Below are 18,515 nucleotides of genomic sequence, written 5' to 3'. Positions count from 1 at the left end.
GCGGCCGGGGCGCATGACGGAGGCGCAGCGGCGGGCGCTCGAGACGCTGTGGCCGCGCTGGGGGATCGAGTTCGAGGAGCGCAGGCTCGACCTGGTCGAGGTCTTCGGGCGCGATGCGCCGCGCGTGCTCGACATCGGCTTCGGCGACGGCGAGGCATTGCTCACGGCGGCCGCGAACCATCCCGGGATCGACTACCTCGGGGTCGAGGTCCACGAGCCCGGCGTCGGGCACCTGCTGCTCCTCCTCGAGCGCGCGCGACTCGAGAACGTGCGCGTGATCATGCGCGACGTCGTGGAGGTGATCGATGCGATGCTGCCGGACGAGGCAATCGACGCGATCGCGATTTTCTTCCCGGACCCGTGGCCGAAGAAGCGGCACCACAAGCGGCGACTCGTGCAGCCGGAGTTCCTGGCCCGCTGCGCCAGGATTCTGAAGCACGGAGGCTTGATGCACATCGCGACCGACTGGGCGGATTACGCCGAGCACACACGCGCCGCATTCGCCGCGTCGCCCTTCTTCGAGCCGGTTTCGATCGAAGCGCTCGCCGGCGATCCGCTCGCGTTTCGCCCGCCGACGAAGTTCGAGCGGCGCGGCCGCCGGTTGGGCCACGACATCGCGGATCTGTGTTACCGGAAAACCCGGTCCTCGGCGTCTCCGAGCGCGCGCCGCTGACCCTGGGCTCCCGCTCGGCCGCGGCGAAAGCGGGCTGCGCGCACAGGGCTACTTCAGCGGCGAGACTATCCCTCGGACCCGCCGCCCGGGCGGCCCGTCCCGTTCTCCGTGCCGGCCGTGCCGAGCGCGCTGTCGATCATGCCCCGGCGCATCATGAACCAGAACAGCAGGATTCCCGGAAGCGCGAGCACCGTGGTCAAGAGATAAAAGCTCGTGTACCCCATGACCTCGATCAGGCCGCCGGCGGTCGTCCCGGTCAACACGCGTCCGAGAACGCTCGCGGCCGCGGAGATCAGCGCGTATTGCACGGCCGTGAACTGCAGGTTGCAGAGCGCCGAGAAGTACGCGACGACGACGACCCCGCCGTAGCCGCTCGCGAGGTTCTCGAAGCCGATGGCCCCGGCGAGGCCCAGGTTGCTGTGGCCTGCGGCCGCCAACAGCGCAAAGCTCAGGTTCGAGACGCACATCAATACGAGCGCGAGCAGGACGGATCGCTTCAGGCCCAACCGCGTATAGAGGATTCCGCCGATGAAGATGCCGACGAGGAAGGCCCAGAACCCGAACCCGACATCGTAAAGGGCGATCTCGTCGTTGCTGTAACCCAGGTCGTTGAACAGCAGCCGAAGCGTGAGATTCGCGAGCGTATCCCCGATCTTGTGCACGAGGATGAAAACCAGCACGAGCCACGCGCCCGAGCGCCGCAGGAACTCCGTGAACGGCTCGACGATGGACTTCCACACGGCGGCAAGGCTCTGCTTCTCGTTCCTCACGACGTGCCGCGCGGGCTCGCCGACGATGAGCCCGGTCAGCATTGCCGGCAGCGCGAAAGCCGCGCAGATCACGTAGGCCGCGCTCCAGCCCATGCGGGCCGCGACGACCAGCGCGAGCGCGCCTGCCGCCGCCGAGCCGATCCGCCACCCGTACTGCGTCATCCCGGAGCCGACGCCGAGCTGATACGGCTTCAGCGTCTCGATGCGATAGGCGTCGATCACGATGTCGTAAGTGGCGCCGGCGATCCCGACCAGCACCGCCGCGATGACGGTGGCTTCGATGCCGGCCGCGGGATCCACGAGCGCGAGGTTCACGACCGCGGCGATCACGGCGCAGCCGACGAAAAGCAACCACGACACGCGGTGTCCGAGCCTGCCGAGCAGCGGAAGGCGCACGCCGTCGACGATCCAGGCCCAGAACATCTTGAGGTTGTAGACGAGGAACGCGAGGCTGAACGCCGTGATGGTCTGCTTGTCGATGCCGTCCTGCGCGAGGCGGGTGGTCAGCGTGGCGCCGATCATCGCGTACGGGAAGCCGGACGAGATGCCGACGAAGAAAGCGGCGAGCGATTCCTTCTCGGTGTATGGACGGATGGCGGCCCAGACGCCATTGGTGCTGGAGACGAGCGACCGCCCTGCTCCGCTCAAAGCTCGTGCTCCTGAGAATTGCCCCCCCATGCGGCGTAGACCGTACGCGATCCCGGCGGCCTTGGCCAGAGAAGAGCTTCCTTTCGCGTTGCCGCCGTGCAACTCTGCTTTAGGAGAAAGGCCGAGCTTTCGCGACGGCACAAGATCGATCGGCATGCACGAAGCGCTGGTATGATAAGCGTCCCGTGAGGCGGCATTCGATGCGGGCATACAAGACCGAATTTCTGGAGCTTGCGCTCGAGCTCGGCGTGCTCCAGTTCGGCGAATTCAAGCTCAAGTCCGGGCGCGTGAGCCCGTACTTCTTCAATGCCGGCTTGTTCAACACGGGCTATGCGGCCGCGAAGCTCGGCCGCTGCTACGCGTCGGCGATCGCGGCGCTCGACGTCGAGTTCGACATGCTGTTCGGCCCCGCCTACAAGGGCATCCCGCTCGTCGCGCTGGCGGCCGCGGCGCTCGCCGAGCATCACGACCTGGATTACCCCTACGCCTTCAACAGAAAGGAGGCGAAGGACCACGGCGAGGGCGGCGCCACGATCGGCGCGCGAATCGACGGACGGGTCTTCATCGTCGACGACGTCATCACCGCCGGCACGGCCGTGCGCGAGGCGCTCGAGGTCATCGCGGCGGCCGGCGGCCGGCCTGCCGGCGTGCTCGTCGCGCTCGATCGGGAGGAGGTCGGCACGAAAACCCGGATTTCCGCGGTGCAGCAGCTCTCGGCCGAGCTGAACGTGCCGATCTACAGCATCGTCACGCTGACGGATCTCGTCGATCACCTCGAAGAGGACAAGGAGTACGCGGCGTATCTGCCGGCGATGCGCTCGTACCGGAACCGATACGGCGTCACGTTCGATCCGTAAACGCAGGCGGAAGCGCGTCGCCGCCGTGCGTTCAGGCTGGACCGAAGGCCGGCCGCGAGCCGAATGTGACGGAGGGCGGGTTCTATTCCGCTCGAAATCTGGTATATCTCGGTCGTCGGTATATCGAAGCGTTTTACATAAGGTGAACCGATCTCTGCGCATCCTGCTGCTCGCCGCCGTGACGTTCGCGGCCGGGGCGGCGTTTGCACAGAAGCTCTACCGCTGGATCGACGAGAACGGCGTCGTGCACTACGGCGACCGCATCCCTCCCGAGTACGCCGACCGCGACCGGGCCGTCCTGAACAGCCAGGGCATCGCGGTCGACCATCAGCAGGGCGCGGTCACCGAAGCCGAGCGTGCGGCGCGTGAGCGGGAGCGCGAGGCCGCCGAGACCGAAGCCGCGGCGAAAGCGGAGATCGCGCGGCGCGACCGAATGCTCCTCGAGACGTACTTGAGCGTCGAGGACATCGAGGATCTGCGGGACCGGCGCCTCGAGCTGCTCGAGTCGCAGATCACGGTCACCGAGATCTACCTTTCCGACCTTCGCGACCGGCTCGCCGCGCTGAAGGCCGAAGCCGGCAAGTACAAGCCCTACAGCGACCGCGAGGACGCTCCGCAGATCCCGCATGAGCTCGCGCGCGACATCTCCCAGACGGAATCGTCCATCGCGAGCTACGAGGCCCAGCTCCAGCGCACGCGCGACGAGCAGGCGACGCTCAGGGCCCAGTTCGACAGCGACATTCAGCGCTTCAAGGAGCTGAAGGGCGGCTGACGTCGAAAAAAGGTGTTCGACACCTTTTTCCCGAGAAAGGGTGTCTGGGAAAAAGGTGTCTGACACCTTTTTTTGGTGGGATTACCGCGTGCCGGTGTGGCCGAAGCCTCCGACGCCGCGCTCGCTCGCCGCGAACTCGTCGACGACGTCGAACTCCGCCTGCACGACCGGCACGATCACGAGCTGCGCGATCCGCTCGCCGGGGTCGATCGAGAACGGCGCCGCGCCCCGATTCCAGCACGAGATCATCAGCTCGCCCTGATAGTCCGAGTCGATCAGGCCGACGAGATTGCCGAGCACGATGCCGTGCTTGTGGCCGAGGCCGGAGCGCGGAAGGACGATCGCCGCGAGGCCCGGGTCGGCGATGTGAATCGCGACTCCGGTCGGGATCAGCTCGCAGGCGCCCGGCGCGAGCGTGAGCGGCGCGTCGAGGCACGCTCGAAGATCGACGCCGGCCGACCCCGACGTCGCCCGTTGCGGCAGCGGAAACTGCGTGCCGACACGGCGATCGAGAATCTTGATCTCGATGCGTGCCCAGGCCGCGCTCACCCGCCCGCCTCCGGAGCGGGCGCCGCGTTCCGCCGTTCGCGGTAGCGCTCCGCGATCAGCGCGATCAGGCGCTCGGCCAGGACGTCCTTCGAGCTCTCGCCGAAGTGCGTCTCGCCGCCTCGCCAAAACACCGTGAGCTCGTTCGTCTCGCGGTCGAAGCCGCAGTCCGGCCCGACCTTGTTCGCGGCGATCATGTCGACGCCCTTGCGCTCGAGCTTCTCGCGCGCGTGGCGCGCGACGTGCTGCGTCTCGGCCGCGAAGCCGACGGTGAAGGGCGGGTTCGGCAGCGCCGCGACGCTCGCGAGCGTATCGGGCGAGCGGACGAGATCGAGGTGCATCTCGGGCTCGCTACGCTTGATCTTGTCCTTGGCCATCTCGTGCGGCCGGTAGTCGGAGACCGCGGCACACGCGATGAAGAGATGCGTGCCCGCGATCTCGCGATGAACGGCCTTGTAGAGCTCCTCCGCCGTCTCGATGTCCACGCGCCGCACGCCCATCGGCGTCTTCAAGGACACCGGCCCCGTGATCAGCACGACGTCGGCGCCCGCGGCGCGTGCCGCGGCGGCGAGAGCGAAGCCCATGCGGCCGGAGCTTCGGTTCGTGATGTAGCGCACCGGGTCGATCGGCTCGCGCGTCGGACCGGCCGTGACGATCGCCTTGAGGCCGGCCAGCGGGCCCGCGGCCGGGCGGTGCGCGATCTCGAGCAGGGCCGCGGCGATCTCCGCCGGCTCCATCATGCGGCCCATACCGTGCTCTCCGCACGCCTGCTCGCCCGCCGTCGGCCCGAGCAGCCGGACGCCGCGGCTCTCGAGGAGCTTGCAGTTCGCCTGCACGGCCGCGTGCGCCCACATCTGCCGGTTCATCGCCGGCGCAAGCACGACGGGCGCGGCGGTCGCGAGACAGAGCGTCGTCAGCAGATCGTTGGCGAGACCGGCCGCAAGACTCCCGATGAAATGCGCGGTGGCGGGCGCGACGAGCACGACGTCGGCCCACCGTGCGAGCTCGATGTGCCCCATTGCGGCTTCCGCCGCCTCGTCCCACAGCTCGTCGCGCACGCGCCGGCCCGACACCGCTTGGAACGTCACGGGTGCGACGAAGCGGCTCGCGCCGCGGGTCAGCACGACCTGGACCTCGCAGTGGCGCTCGACGAGGCGGCGCACGAGATCCGGGCTCTTGTACGCGGCGACGCCGCCCGTGACGCCGAGCAGGACGTGCGTGGGGCCGCCGCCCGCAGCGCGCGCGGCGGACTCGCGTGTCGGGGAAGTAGTCATCGGGATTCGGGCTAACGCTTCGGAGCTTAACGCCGGGGAAGGCTCGTTTTCCACCGAAGCGGTCCAGAGCCGTTTCTCTCGACGCCGGTGACATTTCGCGCATGCGTTTCGGCACGCCGCGACCCAGTATGTTACTCCGCGCTGACGCAGGGAGGGATCGGCGTTGGGAGTGAATCGGTGGCCGCGTTCCGAGCGGCCGAGGGAAAAGCTGCTCGAAGCGGGCTCGAAGGCGCTCTCGGACGGCGAGCTTCTCGCGGTGCTGATCGGCTCCGGCACGGCCGGCGGGGATGCCGTCACCCTCGCGCGCGATCTTCTGGCCCGGCACGGCGGGCTCGGGGGGCTCTTGCGCAGCGGCAGTGCGGGGCTCGCGGAGGTGAAGGGGCTCGGCCCGGCGCGCATCGCACGAGTCCTCGCAGCCGTCGAGCTCGGCCGGCGCTATCTCGCGGCGCCCACCGAAGCGCGGGCCGCGTTGAAAGCGCCGGGGGACGCGGCGCGCGTCTTCAAGGCTCGGCTCGCCGATCTGCCCCACGAGGTGTTCAGCTGCCTGTTTCTCGACACGCGCCACCGCATCATCTGCTACGAGGAGCTTTTTCGCGGCACGATCGACGGCGCCACGGTCTATCCCCGCGAGGTGCTGAAGCGCACGCTGCACCACAACGCCTCGGCGGTGATCGTCGGCCACAACCATCCGTCCGGCGTCGCGGAGCCGAGCGAGGCGGACCGCAGCATCACGCTGAAGCTCGCGAAAGCGCTCGCGCTCGTCGACGTCAGGCTGCTCGATCACGTCGTCGTCAGCCGTGCGGGCCACGTGTCGCTGGCCGAGCGGGGGTGGATCTGAGAACCGGGCGCGACGCATGCACATGGCGGGCGGCGAAGCGGCGGGTGCCTGTGCCGGCCGTGACGGCGCCGTGCCGGCCGTGCCCGCGCCTTGCCGTGGCCCGCGCCTTGCCGGCCGTGGCCGGACGGGCTATAGTCGCCGGCTCTCCGCCGTCCGAAGGAACCGCGAGAAATGTCGAGAGTCTGTCAGGTGACCGGCAAGGGCCCGATGTCGGGCAACAACGTGTCACACGCGAACAACAAGACCCGGCGACGTTTTCTGCCGAATCTCCACACGCAGCGCTTCTGGCTCGAGAGCGAGCGGCGCTTCGTGAAGCTGCGCGTCTCCAGCAAGGGGCTGCGCATCATCGACAAGCTTGGCATCGAGAAGGTCGTCGCGAACTTGCGCGCGCGTGGCGAGAGGGTTTGATTCCGAGGAGGTGCCGCTATGCGAGAGAAGATCAGATTGATGTCGTCGGCCGGCACCGGCCACTACTACACCACCACGAAGAACCGCCGCCTGCATCCGGAAAAGATGGAGGTCAAGAAATACGACCCCCGCGTCCGGAAGCACGTGATCTACAAAGAGACGAAGATCAAATAGCACGGCCCGCCCGCATGGGCCGCGACCGCCTCGAAAGCCCGCCGAACGGCGGGCTTTTCGTTTCCGGGGCACGCCCCGCGTCCCAGGGACGAGGGGCGGCTCGATAAAGGCCGCTTCAGCCCGCCGGCTGCGCCGCCGCGCCGAACGACTTCAGATACGCCGCGAATTCCTGAAGGCAGTGAATGCCGCTCGCCTCCGCGCGGGCGCACCACTCCTTCAGATCGGCGAGCAGCCGCTCGTTGCTCTTGTGCGCCCCGTCCCACAGCGCCTTCAGCTCCGCGTGAAACTCGAGGGCGCGCTGGAAGTGCGGATGCCGCTCGCGCAGCTCCTCGAGGCGCCGCCGAGCGTGCTCGTCCAGCATGTGCGGCTGCCAGCTGAGCCAGCGCTTCACCGCCGCGACGACCGCGTTCGCGTTTCCGCCGATCGCCTCGATCTCGCGCTGAAGCACCGGAACCGTGACCGTGTGCGTGTAGTGCCGAAGCACGTACATGCGGTTCACGATCACCGCCCGCAGACCCTCGAGATCGATCGTGCGCGCCTCGTCGGCGAGGACCGGCGGCGTTGCGACGCGGCGGATCTTCGCGAGCCCGAGCCACGTCAGCACCTTCAGATGCAGCCAGCCCATGTCGATCTCGTGCCGGCGCATCGAGAAGCGCGCCGACGTCGGGAACGCGTGATGGTTGTTGTGCAGCTCCTCGCCGGCGACGAACAGCCCGATCGGCCACAGGTTCGTAGACGCGTCGTCGGTCTCGAAATTCCGGTAGCCCTTCGCGTGGCACAGGCCGTTGATCACGCCCGCCGCGAGGAACGGCATGTTCGAAAGCTGCAGCGCGATCATGATGATCCCCGGGACGCCGAACAGCACGAGGTCGGTGACGACGAGAAGCGCGATGCCCGTGTACGTGAAGCGGCCGTAGACGTTGCGCTCGAGCCAGTCGTCGGGCGTGCCCTTGCCGTACTTCTCGAGAGTCTCCTTGTTGCACGCCTCGGCGCGGTAGAGCTCCGCGCCCTCGAGCAGCACCTTCTTGAGCCCGAAGATGCGCGGGCTGTGCGGGTCGCCTTCGCGCTCGCAGAGAGCGTGATGCTTGCGGTGCACCGCGACCCACTCCTTCGTCGGCGCCCCGGTGTTCATCCAGAGCCAGAAGCGGAAGAAGTGCCGAACCGCGGGGTGCAGGTCGACGGACCGGTGCGCCTGGTCCCGGTGGAAGTACAGCGTGACGCCCATCATCGTCACGTGCATCCAAAGCAGCGTGACGACGACGTATCCGACGGGACCCAGGTCGAGCAGGCCGTTGTAGTACGCGAATAAGAAGTCCACGGGGAATTCCGAAGTGGTAGGGCCGAGCCACTATAGCCGATGGCCGGGACCGGCACCAAGCAGCGGCTCACAGCCGCTGGCCGCCGTCCCCGGCGCCCGCTAAGCTGCGCGGCGATGCCCGAGCTGCCCGAAGTCGAGACCACCCGGCGCGGCCTCGCGCCGCTCGTCGTCGGACGGTCGATCGAGCGGGTCGAGGTACGCGAGCCGCGCCTGCGCTGGCCGGTCCGGCCGACACTCGCGCGCCGCCTCGCCGGACGCCGCATCGAGGCCCTCGGGCGCCGCGGCAAGTATCTGCTGTTCGGCACCGACGGCGGCACGCTCCTCGTGCACCTCGGCATGTCGGGCGGCCTGCGCTTCCACGCCGGCTCCCCTCCGCCGCCGCAAGCCCACGACCATGTGGACATCCGCTTCGAGGGCGGCGCGTGCCTGCGCTTTCACGACCCGCGCCGCTTCGGCAGCCTGCATTTCTCGGCGGCGCCGGAACGCCATCCGCTCCTCGCGGGAATCGGCCCGGAGCCGCTGTCGGCCGAGTTCACCGCCGACTACCTCGCGGACGCGTGCCGCGGCCGTCGGGTCGCGATCAAGCAGCACCTGATGAACGGCCGCATCGTCGCGGGCATCGGGAACATCTACGCGAACGAGGCGCTTTATCGGGCCCGCATCCACCCGGCGCGACCGGCGGGGCGCATCGCGCGCCCGCGGTTCGACCCGCTCGTGGACGCGGTTCGGAATGTGCTGAGCGACGCGATCGAGCGCGGGGGCACGACGCTGCGGGACTTCGCCGGGAGCGACGGCCGGCCCGGCTACTTCCAGCTCGACCTCGACGTCTACGATCGGGAAGGCGACCCGTGCCGGCGCTGCGGACACCCGATCCGCGCGAAGGCCATCGGCCAGCGGCGCGCGTACTACTGTCCCCGCTGCCAGCGCTGACGAAAAAAGGTGTCAGACACCTTTTGCGGAAAAATGGTGTCTGACACGCTTTTTTCGCTTTTACTTAATCGCCGAGGACGACGCCTTCGCGGCGCGGGTCGGCGCCGCCGAGGAGGACGGGGCCGTCGTCGCCGTACTCGACGACGATGCCGTGCAGGCCGCTGTTCAACGTGCGCGGCACGACGCGGTGCCCGAGATCCTCGAGCCCGGCGGCATACGTCGTGATCGGCGTCCCCTGCTCGAGCTCGACCGGGCCGTCGTCCTGCGCGACGAAGTGCGGCGCGGAGATCGCGTCCTGCACGTTCATGCCGAAGTCGAGGACGTTGACGATCGCCTGGGACACGTAGTTGATGATCCGCGTCCCGCCCGGCGACCCGATCAGGAGCTCGAGACGCCCGTCGGCGTCGAGCACCACCGTCGGAGCCATGCTCGACAGCGGCCGCTTGCCCGCCTCCACGCGGTTCGCCACGGGCCGCCCGAAACGCTCGGGCTCGTACGAGAAATCCGTGAGCTGATTGTTCAGCAGAAATCCGCCGACGACGAGCTGGCTGCCGAACGTGCTCTGCACGCTCGTCGTCATCGACACGGCGTCACCGTAGCGGTCCACGATCGAGAAATGGCTCGTCGAGACGACCTCCTGCGGCCCGCTCGGCGCGAACACCGATGCGGCGGCGTCGAGCGGCCGCCCGGCCGTCACGTCGCGCATCGCGTGCTCCGGGTCGATCAGCGCCGCGCGCCGCGCGAGATACGCCGGATCGAGGAGGGCCGCGACCGGCACGTCGACGAATTTCGGGTCGCCGAGATAGAGCGCGCGGTCCGCGAACGCGAGCCTGGACGCCTCCGCGATCAAGTGGATCGAGCGGACACGATCGTCGGCCGACGCGGCGAGATCGAAGCGGCCGAGCATCCCGAGGATCTGCTGCACCGTGATGCCGCCCGACGACGGCAGCTGCGGCCCGCAGACGCGCCACTCGCGATAAGGGCTGCAGACCGGCTCGGACTTCTCCGGGCGATACGCGGCGAGGTCGTCGAGCGTCATCCGGCCCGCGCGCAACGGGTTCTCGCGCACCTTCTCGACGATCGCGCGCGCAAGCTCGCCGGTGTACATCGCGTCGGCGCCCTCCTGCGCGAGGAGCCGCAGCGAGTCGGCGTACGCCTCGTTCACGATGCGGTAGCCGGTCGGATGCGCTTTGCCGTTCTCGTCGTAGTAGAGCGCGAGAAAGCCCTCGGCGCGCGCGAACCGCTCGAACTGGTCGAGCAGGAAATAGAGCCGCGGCGAAACCTCGAAGCCTTTCTCGGCGAGCTCGATCGCCGGCTCGAAGAGCTCCGCCCACGGCAGGCGGCCGTGATCGCGGTGCGCCTGCTCGAGCATCCGCATCACGCCCGGCACGCCGACGGCAAGGCCGCCGAAGGCCGTCCGCGAGAAGGGCTCTGGGTTGCCGTTCTCGTCGAGGAACATGTCCGGCGTGGCCGCGGCCGGCGCGGTCTCGCGGCCCGAGTACGCGACGACCGTGCCCGGCGCACCGGCCTCCTCGGGCGCGTCGTAGAACAGCATGAACGCGCCGCCGGCGATGCTCGACGACTGCGGCTCGACGAGCGACAGCACGAGCTGCACGGCGATCGCGGCGTCGACGGCGCTGCCTCCCGCCTCGAGAATCCGATATCCCGCCTCCGCCGCGTGCGGGTTCGCGGCGGCGACCATGAAGTGCCTGGCCGTCACCGGCTCGTCGGCGCCCGCGCCGACGGGAAGCGCGAGAACGCAGAGGACCGCGGCCGCCCGAGCCAGCGCCCCGGCGCGCAAGGCCGCGCGCGCCGCCGCTCGTCCGCCGGAAACCCCTTGCCTCTCGCTCATCGGCTCACTCCTTGCCGCGCGCCACATCCGGCGCGCCCCGGACGCTCCGGCCGTGCACGCCGCGTTCCATCGATTGCGGGCCCCGCGCGCTCACCGCGGGCCCGGAAACTTGGCCTTCAGCTGCCGCTCCACGTACGGGTGCACGAACGGCGACACGTCGCCGCCGTACTCGGCGATCTCGCGAACCAGGCTCGACGAGACGAACGTGTAGCGCTCGGTCGGCGTCAGAAACACGGTCTCGACGTCCGAGGTCAGGTGCCGGTTCATCGTCGCGAGCTGAAACTCGTACTCGAAGTCCGAGACCGCCCGCAGCCCGCGGATGATCACCTCGAGCCGATGCCGGCGCGCGAAATCGACCGTCAGGCCTTCGTAGCCGCTGACCGTGACCGACGGCATGTCCTTCAGCACCTCGCGCGCGAGCGCGACGCGCTCGTCGAGCGAGAACAGCGGCGCCTTGCGAGGGCTCGCCGCGACGGCGACGACGACCTGATCGAACAGTCGCGCGGAGCGGCGGAGCAGATCCTCGTGCCCCCGCGTGATCGGGTCGAAAGTGCCCGGGTACATCGCGCCGACCTTCACGTGCCCTCCGGCGGCCGAAAACCGGGGCCATTGTAGCCTCGGGCCTGGAGGCCGTGCAGCGCGGCCGGCCGTCGTGACGCGCACGATCGTCGATTCGGCCGCGAATCGCGGCGATCTCGCCGGCAATTTCGCGAACCGGGCCTTCGCCGAAGCGCTACGAGGCCGCCGCCAGCGACCAGAGGCCGAACTCGACGTGGCCCGCGCGGCCGCGCTTGAGCCAGCCGCCGCCGGGCGGCACCGGGAGCCCCGGCTCGAGCGGCCGCTCGACGTAGACGAGCGCGCCGGGCCGAAGCGCGGGCCCGAGCGCGTCGAGCAGCGGCTCGACCGGCTCGCGGTACGGCGGGTCCACGAACACGAGGTCGAACGCCGCCGCCGGCGCGCGGGCGAGAAAGCGCCGCGCGTCGTCGCGGACGACGTGCGCGTTCGCCGCGAGCCGCGCGACCATCGCGACGAGGCCGTCGGCGAGCGCCGGATCGCGCTCCACGAGCCACGCTTCGGCTGCGCCCCGCGACAGCGCCTCGAGGCCGAGGACGCCGGTGCCGGCGAAGAGATCGAGGCAGCGGGCGCCGGCCACACGGTCGCGCAGCCAATTGAAGACGGTTTCCCGGACGCGGTCCGGCGTCGGTCGAAGGTCGGCGCCCGCCGCAATCGGGATGCGCCGTCCGCGCCACGTGCCGCCGACGATCCGCACGCTGCCCGGCCGGCCGTTCTTGCGCCGTGCGCTCACTGCTGATCCCCGCTCTCCCGACGCCTGCTCTCCCATTGTGCAGGACGCACCGTATAATTTTGCGGGCACCTCACGCTCACCTCCCGCACTCGAGACCCACGTGGCCGACGCTGAAGCTCGGAAGGGCAACGGTTTTTTCGCGAAGCTCAAGTCCCGCCTGAACCGCGGAACCTCGTGGCTCACGGGAGGGCTCTTCGGCGGCGGCCTCGACGACGAGGCGCTCGAAGCCTTCGAGGAGCGCCTTCTCGCGGCCGACGTCGGCGTCGACGTCACCGCGTCCCTCGTCGCACGCCTCCGCAAGGTCCGGGGCGCATCGCAGGAGGCGGCCGTCGGCGCGCTGCGCGAGGCGCTGCTCGAGCTGCTCCGACCCGTCGAGGCGCCGCTCGCGATCGATCCCGCGAAGCGGCCCTTCGTGATCCTCGTGGTCGGCGTGAACGGCACGGGCAAGACGACGACGATCGGCAAGATCGCGCACCGGCTGCGCCGGCGCGGGCTTTCGGTGCTTCTTGCCGCGGGCGACACGTTCCGCGCGGCCGCCGTCGAGCAGCTCGGCGAATGGGCGGACCGCGCGAAGGTGCCGATCGTCGCTCAGGCGCCGGGCGCCGACCCGGCCGCCGTCGTGCACGATGCGCTCTCCGCGGCCCGCGCGCGGAACGTCGACGTCGTGCTCGCGGACACGGCCGGACGGCTGCACACGTCGGCCGGGCTGATGGACGAGCTCGAGAAGATCCGCCGCGTCGTCGCCCGCTTCGACGCCTCGGCGCCGCACGAGGTGCTCCTGGTCGTGGACGCGAGCCAGGGACAGAACGCTCTCGCGCAGGCCACCGAGTTCCATCAGCGGCTCGGCGTCACGGGGCTCGCGATCACGAAGCTCGACGGCACGGCGAAGGGCGGGGTCGTGCTCGCGATCGCGAGGAAGCTGCGGCTGCCGATCCGCTTCGTCGCCGTCGGTGAGGGCGTGGACGACCTCGACGAGTTCGACGCCGAGCAGTTCAGCGCCGCGCTGATCGAGGAGCGGCGGGCTTGATCCGCTTCGAGAACGTTTACAAGCGCTACCCGAGCGGACGGGAGGCGTTGCGCGGCGTGAGCTTCGAGCTCCGGCGCGGCGAGATGGCGTTCCTCACGGGTCCTTCCGGCGCCGGGAAGAGCACGCTGCTCAAGCTCGTCACGCTGATCGAGAAGCCGACGCGCGGCACGATCATCGTCAACGGCCAGAACACGTCGCGCGTCTCCCGCCGCGGCATCCCCCGCTTCCGGCAGAGGATCGGCGTCGTCTTCCAGGACCACAAGCTGCTCTACGACCGCTCCGTGTTCGACAACGTCGCGCTGCCCCTCGTGATCATCGGGCTCCGCCCGCGGGAGATCGCGAGGCGCGTGCGCGCCGCGCTCGACCAGGTCGGTCTCCTCGGCCGGGAGCGGCATGCGCCGATCACGCTGTCGACCGGCGAGCAGCAGCGCGTCGGCATCGCGCGGGCGGTCGCGAGCCGGCCGGACGTCGTCGTCGCCGACGAGCCGACCGGCAATCTCGATCCGGAGCTCTCGCTCGAGATCATGCGGCTCTTCGAGCGCTTCAACGAGGTCGGCGTCACGCTGCTGATCGCGACGCACGATCTCGAGCTGATCGAGCGGCTCGGGCGCCGCAGGCTGCGCCTGATCGACGGGCAGCTCGGCACGGACATGCCGTCCGGGGCCGCGCGCGCATGAGGGGCGGCGTGCGCCGTCTGGCGGCGCTCCACGCGCAAAACCTCGTCGGCGCCGTCGGGCGCATCGCACGGCAGCCTTTCTCGACGGCGATGACCGTCCTCGTGATCGCGATCGCGATCGCGCTGCCGGCCGGCATGCGGGTGGTCGTCGAGAACGTCGCCGAGCTGAGCGGCACATGGGAGAGCGCCGCGGATTTCAGCGTGTACCTCGCCCTCGGTGTGACCGAGGAGCGGGCGCGGGCGCTCGCGGACGAGATCGGAGCGCGGCCCGACGTCGGCCGGGCAATGCTGATCACGAGCGCCGAGGCGCTCGACGACTTTCGGGCCCGGTCCGGCTTCGGCGAGGCCCTCGACGCGCTCGGCGAGAACCCGCTGCCGCATACGATCGTCGTCCGGCCGGCGCGCGGCGCGGGCGGCGACGTCGAAGCGATAGCGGAGGCGCTCCGGGCGCTGCCGGACGTCGATCTCGTGCAGCTCGACACGGAGTGGGTGGCGCGCCTTCGCGCGATCCTCGCGCTCGCGTCGCGGGTCGCCGGCGTCGCGACGGCCGTGCTCGGGCTCGGCGTCGTGCTCGTGATCGGCAACACGATCCGCCTCGAGATCAACAACCGCAGCACCGAGATCGAAGTGATGAAGCTCGTCGGCGCGACTGACGGCTTCATCCGTCGCCCGTTCCTGTACCTCGGCTTCTGCTACGGGCTCGCCGGCGCGGCCGTCGCCGCCCTTCTCGTCGCCGCCGCCCTGCTCGTGCTCCGAGCGCCGGCCGTCGCGCTCGCGGACCTTTACGGGAGCAATTTCCGGCCCGCCGGTCTAACCCTCGCAGAAACGGGCGTTCTGCTCGGCGGCGGCGCGTTCCTCGGATGGGCCGGAGCACTGCTCGCGACGGCTCGCCATCTCCGGGCGATCGAGCCCCGCTGAGGGGTCAACCCCTTGATCCAATGCGCATTTCGTGCACTCGGTTCGCGAACTGTCGGGGCGTTTAGCACTCTAATGGCTAGAGTGCTAACATGAGTCCCGTCAAGGGAGGAGGAACATGTCGACTGCGGTAGCTCTGAGAAGCAGCGATTTGCAGCTGATCGGACCGATCGGCAGCCTGGAGCATTACATCCAAGCGGTCAACGCGGTCCCGGTCCTCAGCGCCGAGGAGGAGCACGAGCTCGCCACGCGGCTGCGGGATCACAACGATCTCGATGCGGCCCGGCGGCTGGTGCTGTCGCATCTGCGCTTCGTCGTGCACATCGCGCGCGGCTACGCGGGTTACGGCCTGCCGCTCGGCGACTTGATCCAGGAAGGCAACGTCGGGCTCATGAAGGCGGTGCGGCGCTTCGATCCGAGCGTCGGCGTCCGCCTCGTCTCGTTCGCCGTGCACTGGATTCGTGCGGAGATCCACGAGTTCGTGCTGCGCAACTGGCGGCTCGTGAAGGTCGCCACGACGAAATCGCAGCGCAAGCTGTTCTTCAATCTGCGCAAGGCGAAGAAGCACCTGGGCTGGCTCACGAAGGACGAGACGGAGGCCGTGGCCAGGGACCTCGGCGTGAGCCCCCATGAGGTCACCGAGATGGAGCAGCGGCTCTCCGGGCACGATCTCTCGCTCGACCCGGATCCGGCCGACGACGACGATTTTGCCCCGGCCGCTTATTTGCCGGCGCCGAATGCGGACCCGGCGGACACCGTGGAGCGCGACGACTGGGCGGCGGATGCGCACGATCGGCTCGACGGCGCGCTCGAGCGCCTCGACCCGCGCAGCCGCGACATCCTCACGCGCCGCTGGCTCACGGACAACAAGGCCACGCTGCACGAGCTTGCGGCCGAGTACCGTGTCTCGGCGGAGCGCATCCGGCAGATCGAAGCGAACGCGATCGGCAAGCTGAAGTCGATGATGACCGCGGCCGCCTGACCGGCGCCGCGGCAACAAAAAAGGTGTCGACACCTTTTCGGTGTCTGACACCTTTTTTTGTGCCTTTCTTGGTGCGGCTCAGCTCAACGTCAGCGGGACGAGCGTCAGCTCCACGCGGCGGTTCTGCTGGCGCCCCTCGGGCGTCGAGTTCGACGCGATCGGCCGCGACTCGCCCATGCCGACCTCGATGATCCGGTCGGGGAGCACGCCGCGCGTGCGCAGGAACGCCGCCACCGAGGCCGCGCGGCGCTCGGAAAGCTGCTGGTTGTAGGCCTCGCTGCCGGTGCTGTCGGTGTGCCCGGCGACCTCGATCACGGTCTGCTCGAACTCGTTCAACACCGTCGCGACCGAGCCGAGGACGTCGTAGAAGTTGGCGTTGAGGTCGGCGCTGTCGAGCGCGAACGTGATGTTGCCCGGCATGTTCAACGTGATGTTGTCGCCGTCGCGGGTGACGCTGACGCCGGTGCGTTCGAGCTCCGCCCGAAGCCGCGCCTCCTGCCGGTCCATGTACGAGCCGACCGCCGCCCCGGCGAGCGCGCCGAGGCCCGCGCCGACGAGCGCGCGCTTCTTCCGCTCCATCGAGCTGTCGCCGGTGATCAGGCCGGCGACCGCGCCGGAGACCGCGCCGATCACGGCCTGGCGCTGCGCGCGCGCCGTGCGCTCCTCCCGCGTGTACGCGTCGATCGTCGTGCAACCGGCGACCAGGACCGCCGCGATGCCCACGACCGCCGCGGCCGCACGGATCGAGTCAGTTCTCATACTCACATCCTCCTCGCACAAGGACTTTCCCGAAGGCCGCTCATGATGCCCGGCCGAAGCTGAACGAAACGTGACCGGCGCCCGGATTACGCTACGCTGTATGCTCGAAGCGGCCGGGGAGCGCCGCCGAGACCGAAGGCGTGCGCGGCCGACCCTGCACCGGCGGCTGCGCGGGCGGCGCCGCGCCGGCTCGGCGCGCATCATACGGCAGGCCGCCGGCGCCCGGCGGGTGTCGGCATTCCGCGACTCGGCTCGGCGGTCGCCGGCCGTGTTCCGGTTTCACCTCTCGCCGAACGGCGGGCACAAGGGCCCCGTCGCGGCACGGGAACGTCAATGCGCAACGAAAGGAACCCGTGGACGATGCTGTCGTCGCGTGTCGTCTACGACAATCCCTGGATCCGGGTCGAGGAGCACCGGGTCATCAACCCTTCCGGCGGCCGCAGCCTCTACGGCAAGGTCTGCTTCAAGAACCGCGCGGTCGCGGTGCTCGCGCTCGACGCGGAGGACAACCTCTACCTCGTCGGTCAGCACCGCTACACGCTCGGACAGTACTCGTGGGAGCTGCCGATGGGCGGGGCGCCGCTCGACGAGGACCCGCGCGCCGCCGCGGAGCGGGAGCTTCGCGAGGAGACGGGGCTCGCGGCCAAACGCTGGCGCGAGCTGATGCAGGTGCACCCGTCGAACTCGGTGACCGACGAGCTCGGCTTCGTCTACGTCGCCGAGGAGCTTACGCCCGGCGAGCAGGCGCTCGAGGAAACGGAGGAGCTGGCGGTCAAGGCGCTGCCGTTCGCCGAGGCGTGCCGGTGGGTGCTCGACGGGCGCATCACCGACGCGATCTCGGCCGCCGGTATTCTCAGGCTCGCGCTCGAGCGGACGTCCGGCGCGGCGCGCGGCCGATGACGCGAGCGGCGCGACCCGGCATCATTCCCGGCGGGAGGTGAGCCGATGCCGACGCCTGACAAGCTCGTCGCGATCGTCGAGGACGAGGTCGCGATCCGCGACAACTATGCCGCGGCGCTGCGCCGCCAAGGTTATCGAGTGGCGGGCTACGCCACGCGCAAGGAGGCGCTCGCCGCCTTCGACGCGCGCCTTCCGGACCTCGTGATCATCGACGTGAACCTCGGCGCCGAGGTCGAGGGAGGCTTCGAGCTCTGCCGCACGCTCCGCGCCCGCTCCGCGCAGCTTCCGATCATCTTTCTGACCGCGCGCGAGAGCGAGCTCGACGCGGTCTCGGGCCTGCGACTCGGCGCCGACGACTATTTGACGAAGCGGGTCAGCACGGAGCACCTGCTCGCCCGCGTCGCGGCGCTGTTCCGCCGCGTCGAGGCGCTCAAGTCCGGGGACGAGGAGGCCGAGCGGCTCGTGCGCGGGTCGCTGTCGCTCGACCGGGACCGGATGGCGGCGCACTGGAAGGATCGGCCCGTTCCGCTGACGCTCACCGAGTTCTGGGTCGTGCACGCCCTCGCCGCGCACCCCGGGCACGTGCGCAACCGCGAGCAGCTGATGCGCGCGGCGAACGTCGTTCTCGACGACAGCACCGTCACGTCGCAGATCAAGCGCATCAGAGCAAAATTCGCCGCGGTCGATCCCGACTTCTCGGCGATCCAGACCGTCTACGGCATGGGCTACCGCTGGGACGAGCAGTAGCGCGCGGAACGCTTCACAACGGGCCGCCACGCGACTCGCTCGCCCGGTCGCCACGGACGGCACGCCCGGCCGCCCGCGGCGCCGTTTCGCCCGCCACGCGACGCCGCGCGCCCGGCCGAGGCGGGCCTGCGCGGCTCGTTGAC

General features: G+C 69.7%; 21 protein-coding genes. 13 read left to right on the top strand and 8 right to left on the bottom strand.

Annotated elements, in window-relative coordinates; genetic code table 11:
- Positions 1-13: 13 nt before the first annotated feature.
- Positions 14-673: a tRNA (guanosine(46)-N7)-methyltransferase TrmB gene (gene trmB / locus VF329_02335; GenBank protein HEX7079836.1), complete on the top strand. Its 660-nt coding sequence runs from the start codon at positions 14-16 to the stop codon at positions 671-673.
- A 65-nt stretch (positions 674-738) separates the two neighbouring features.
- On the opposite strand, the gene VF329_02330 is transcribed toward trmB, so the two are convergent.
- Entirely contained in the window at positions 739-2,091 is a 1,353-nt protein-coding gene (locus tag VF329_02330; GenBank protein ID HEX7079835.1) for an MFS transporter, read from the bottom strand.
- A 200-nt stretch (positions 2,092-2,291) separates the two neighbouring features.
- On the opposite strand from VF329_02330, the gene pyrE reads away from it, so the two are divergent.
- Positions 2,292-2,948 carry an orotate phosphoribosyltransferase gene (pyrE, locus tag VF329_02325; protein HEX7079834.1) on the top strand — a complete coding sequence of 219 codons (657 nt, stop codon included), beginning with the start codon at positions 2,292-2,294 and terminating at the stop codon, positions 2,946-2,948.
- A 142-nt stretch (positions 2,949-3,090) separates the two neighbouring features.
- On the top strand, positions 3,091-3,720 hold the full coding sequence (locus tag VF329_02320; protein HEX7079833.1) for a DUF4124 domain-containing protein: 630 nt from the start codon (positions 3,091-3,093) through the stop codon (positions 3,718-3,720).
- Between the two features lie 81 nt (positions 3,721-3,801).
- On the opposite strand, the gene dut is transcribed toward VF329_02320, so the two are convergent.
- Positions 3,802-4,269: a dUTP diphosphatase gene (gene dut, locus VF329_02315; protein HEX7079832.1), complete on the bottom strand. Its 468-nt coding sequence runs from the start codon at positions 4,267-4,269 to the stop codon at positions 3,802-3,804.
- The gene (gene coaBC, locus VF329_02310) at positions 4,266-5,540 is read right to left on the bottom strand and encodes a bifunctional phosphopantothenoylcysteine decarboxylase/phosphopantothenate--cysteine ligase CoaBC (protein ID HEX7079831.1); all 1,275 of its coding nucleotides are present in this window, start codon (positions 5,538-5,540) and stop codon (positions 4,266-4,268) included. Before coaBC ends, dut begins: the two co-directional genes overlap by 4 nt.
- A 163-nt stretch (positions 5,541-5,703) precedes the next feature.
- Here coaBC and radC point away from each other — a divergent pair, with 163 nt between their 5' ends.
- From radC to rpmG, 3 genes are all read left to right on the top strand, one after another.
- A complete protein-coding gene (radC, locus tag VF329_02305) occupies positions 5,704-6,378 on the top strand; it encodes a DNA repair protein RadC (GenBank protein HEX7079830.1) in 675 nt (224 codons plus the stop codon).
- Between the two features lie 171 nt (positions 6,379-6,549).
- Complete coding sequence (gene rpmB, locus VF329_02300; GenBank protein HEX7079829.1) at positions 6,550-6,786, top strand: 50S ribosomal protein L28; 237 nt, start codon at positions 6,550-6,552, stop codon at positions 6,784-6,786.
- A gap of 18 nt (positions 6,787-6,804) precedes the next feature.
- Complete coding sequence (rpmG, locus tag VF329_02295) at positions 6,805-6,960, top strand: 50S ribosomal protein L33 (GenBank protein HEX7079828.1); 156 nt, start codon at positions 6,805-6,807, stop codon at positions 6,958-6,960.
- Positions 6,961-7,075: 115 nt separating this feature from the next.
- Here rpmG and VF329_02290 read toward each other — a convergent pair whose 3' ends face one another.
- A complete protein-coding gene (locus tag VF329_02290) occupies positions 7,076-8,278 on the bottom strand; it encodes a fatty acid desaturase (GenBank protein HEX7079827.1) in 1,203 nt (400 codons plus the stop codon).
- Between the two features lie 114 nt (positions 8,279-8,392).
- On the opposite strand from VF329_02290, the gene mutM reads away from it, so the two are divergent.
- The gene (gene mutM, locus VF329_02285; protein ID HEX7079826.1) at positions 8,393-9,208 is read left to right on the top strand and encodes a bifunctional DNA-formamidopyrimidine glycosylase/DNA-(apurinic or apyrimidinic site) lyase; all 816 of its coding nucleotides are present in this window, start codon (positions 8,393-8,395) and stop codon (positions 9,206-9,208) included.
- 64 nt (positions 9,209-9,272) lie between these two features.
- Here mutM and ggt read toward each other — a convergent pair whose 3' ends face one another.
- From ggt to rsmD, 3 genes are all read right to left on the bottom strand, one after another.
- Positions 9,273-11,060 (bottom strand): gamma-glutamyltransferase, encoded by a 1,788-nt coding sequence (gene ggt / locus VF329_02280; protein ID HEX7079825.1) that lies wholly within the window; start codon positions 11,058-11,060, stop codon positions 9,273-9,275.
- Between the two features lie 90 nt (positions 11,061-11,150).
- Positions 11,151-11,624, bottom strand: a complete 474-nt coding sequence (coaD, locus tag VF329_02275) for a pantetheine-phosphate adenylyltransferase (GenBank protein ID HEX7079824.1) — start codon at positions 11,622-11,624, stop codon at positions 11,151-11,153.
- 169 nt (positions 11,625-11,793) lie between these two features.
- Positions 11,794-12,366: a 16S rRNA (guanine(966)-N(2))-methyltransferase RsmD gene (rsmD, locus tag VF329_02270; GenBank protein HEX7079823.1), complete on the bottom strand. Its 573-nt coding sequence runs from the start codon at positions 12,364-12,366 to the stop codon at positions 11,794-11,796.
- A 100-nt stretch (positions 12,367-12,466) separates the two neighbouring features.
- Between rsmD and ftsY the strand changes: the two genes are divergently transcribed.
- From ftsY to rpoH, 4 genes are all read left to right on the top strand, one after another.
- Positions 12,467-13,393, top strand: coding sequence for a signal recognition particle-docking protein FtsY (gene ftsY / locus VF329_02265; GenBank protein HEX7079822.1), 927 nt, complete (start codon positions 12,467-12,469; stop codon positions 13,391-13,393).
- A complete protein-coding gene (gene ftsE, locus VF329_02260; protein HEX7079821.1) occupies positions 13,390-14,070 on the top strand; it encodes a cell division ATP-binding protein FtsE in 681 nt (226 codons plus the stop codon). The genes ftsY and ftsE overlap by 4 nt, the downstream gene beginning before the upstream one ends.
- 8 nt (positions 14,071-14,078) lie before the next feature.
- Positions 14,079-14,987, top strand: coding sequence for a permease-like cell division protein FtsX (gene ftsX / locus VF329_02255; GenBank protein HEX7079820.1), 909 nt, complete (start codon positions 14,079-14,081; stop codon positions 14,985-14,987).
- A gap of 115 nt (positions 14,988-15,102) precedes the next feature.
- Positions 15,103-15,966 (top strand): RNA polymerase sigma factor RpoH, encoded by an 864-nt coding sequence (gene rpoH, locus VF329_02250; GenBank protein ID HEX7079819.1) that lies wholly within the window; start codon positions 15,103-15,105, stop codon positions 15,964-15,966.
- Positions 15,967-16,044: 78 nt separating this feature from the next.
- Here rpoH and VF329_02245 read toward each other — a convergent pair whose 3' ends face one another.
- Positions 16,045-16,725, bottom strand: coding sequence for an OmpA family protein (locus VF329_02245; GenBank protein HEX7079818.1), 681 nt, complete (start codon positions 16,723-16,725; stop codon positions 16,045-16,047).
- A 333-nt stretch (positions 16,726-17,058) separates the two neighbouring features.
- Between VF329_02245 and VF329_02240 the strand changes: the two genes are divergently transcribed.
- Together VF329_02240 and pdsR are read left to right on the top strand one after the other, a co-directional pair.
- Positions 17,059-17,625, top strand: coding sequence for an NUDIX hydrolase (locus tag VF329_02240; protein HEX7079817.1), 567 nt, complete (start codon positions 17,059-17,061; stop codon positions 17,623-17,625).
- Positions 17,626-17,670: 45 nt separating this feature from the next.
- Positions 17,671-18,372, top strand: a complete 702-nt coding sequence (pdsR, locus tag VF329_02235; protein ID HEX7079816.1) for a proteobacterial dedicated sortase system response regulator — start codon at positions 17,671-17,673, stop codon at positions 18,370-18,372.
- Positions 18,373-18,515: the final 143 nt, after the last annotated feature.

This window comes from Gammaproteobacteria bacterium (assembly GCA_036381015.1).
Classification (GTDB): domain Bacteria; phylum Pseudomonadota; class Gammaproteobacteria; order Steroidobacterales; family Rariloculaceae; genus ZC4RG20.
The sequence above is the reverse complement of the archived record's forward strand: the minus strand, read 5'-3'. Positions and strand labels throughout refer to the sequence as shown.

Bases quoted from the DNA above. Each gene is read 5' to 3' on its own strand.
- trmB (HEX7079836.1), top strand. From the start codon at position 14: ATGACGGAGGCGCAGCGGCGGGCGCTCGAGACGCTGTGGCCGCGCTGG.
- pyrE (HEX7079834.1), top strand. From the start codon at position 2,292: ATGCGGGCATACAAGACCGAATTTCTGGAGCTTGCGCTCGAGCTCGGC.
- coaBC (HEX7079831.1), bottom strand. From the start codon at position 5,540: ATGACTACTTCCCCGACACGCGAGTCCGCCGCGCGCGCTGCGGGCGGC.
- rpmB (HEX7079829.1), top strand. From the start codon at position 6,550: ATGTCGAGAGTCTGTCAGGTGACCGGCAAGGGCCCGATGTCGGGCAAC.
- rpmG (HEX7079828.1), top strand. From the start codon at position 6,805: ATGCGAGAGAAGATCAGATTGATGTCGTCGGCCGGCACCGGCCACTAC.
- mutM (HEX7079826.1), top strand. From the start codon at position 8,393: ATGCCCGAGCTGCCCGAAGTCGAGACCACCCGGCGCGGCCTCGCGCCG.
- ggt (HEX7079825.1), bottom strand. From the start codon at position 11,060: ATGAGCGAGAGGCAAGGGGTTTCCGGCGGACGAGCGGCGGCGCGCGCG.
- coaD (HEX7079824.1), bottom strand. From the start codon at position 11,624: ATGTACCCGGGCACTTTCGACCCGATCACGCGGGGGCACGAGGATCTG.
- rpoH (HEX7079819.1), top strand. From the start codon at position 15,103: ATGTCGACTGCGGTAGCTCTGAGAAGCAGCGATTTGCAGCTGATCGGA.
- VF329_02245 (HEX7079818.1), bottom strand. From the start codon at position 16,725: ATGAGAACTGACTCGATCCGTGCGGCCGCGGCGGTCGTGGGCATCGCG.
- VF329_02240 (HEX7079817.1), top strand. From the start codon at position 17,059: ATGCGCAACGAAAGGAACCCGTGGACGATGCTGTCGTCGCGTGTCGTC.
- pdsR (HEX7079816.1), top strand. From the start codon at position 17,671: ATGCCGACGCCTGACAAGCTCGTCGCGATCGTCGAGGACGAGGTCGCG.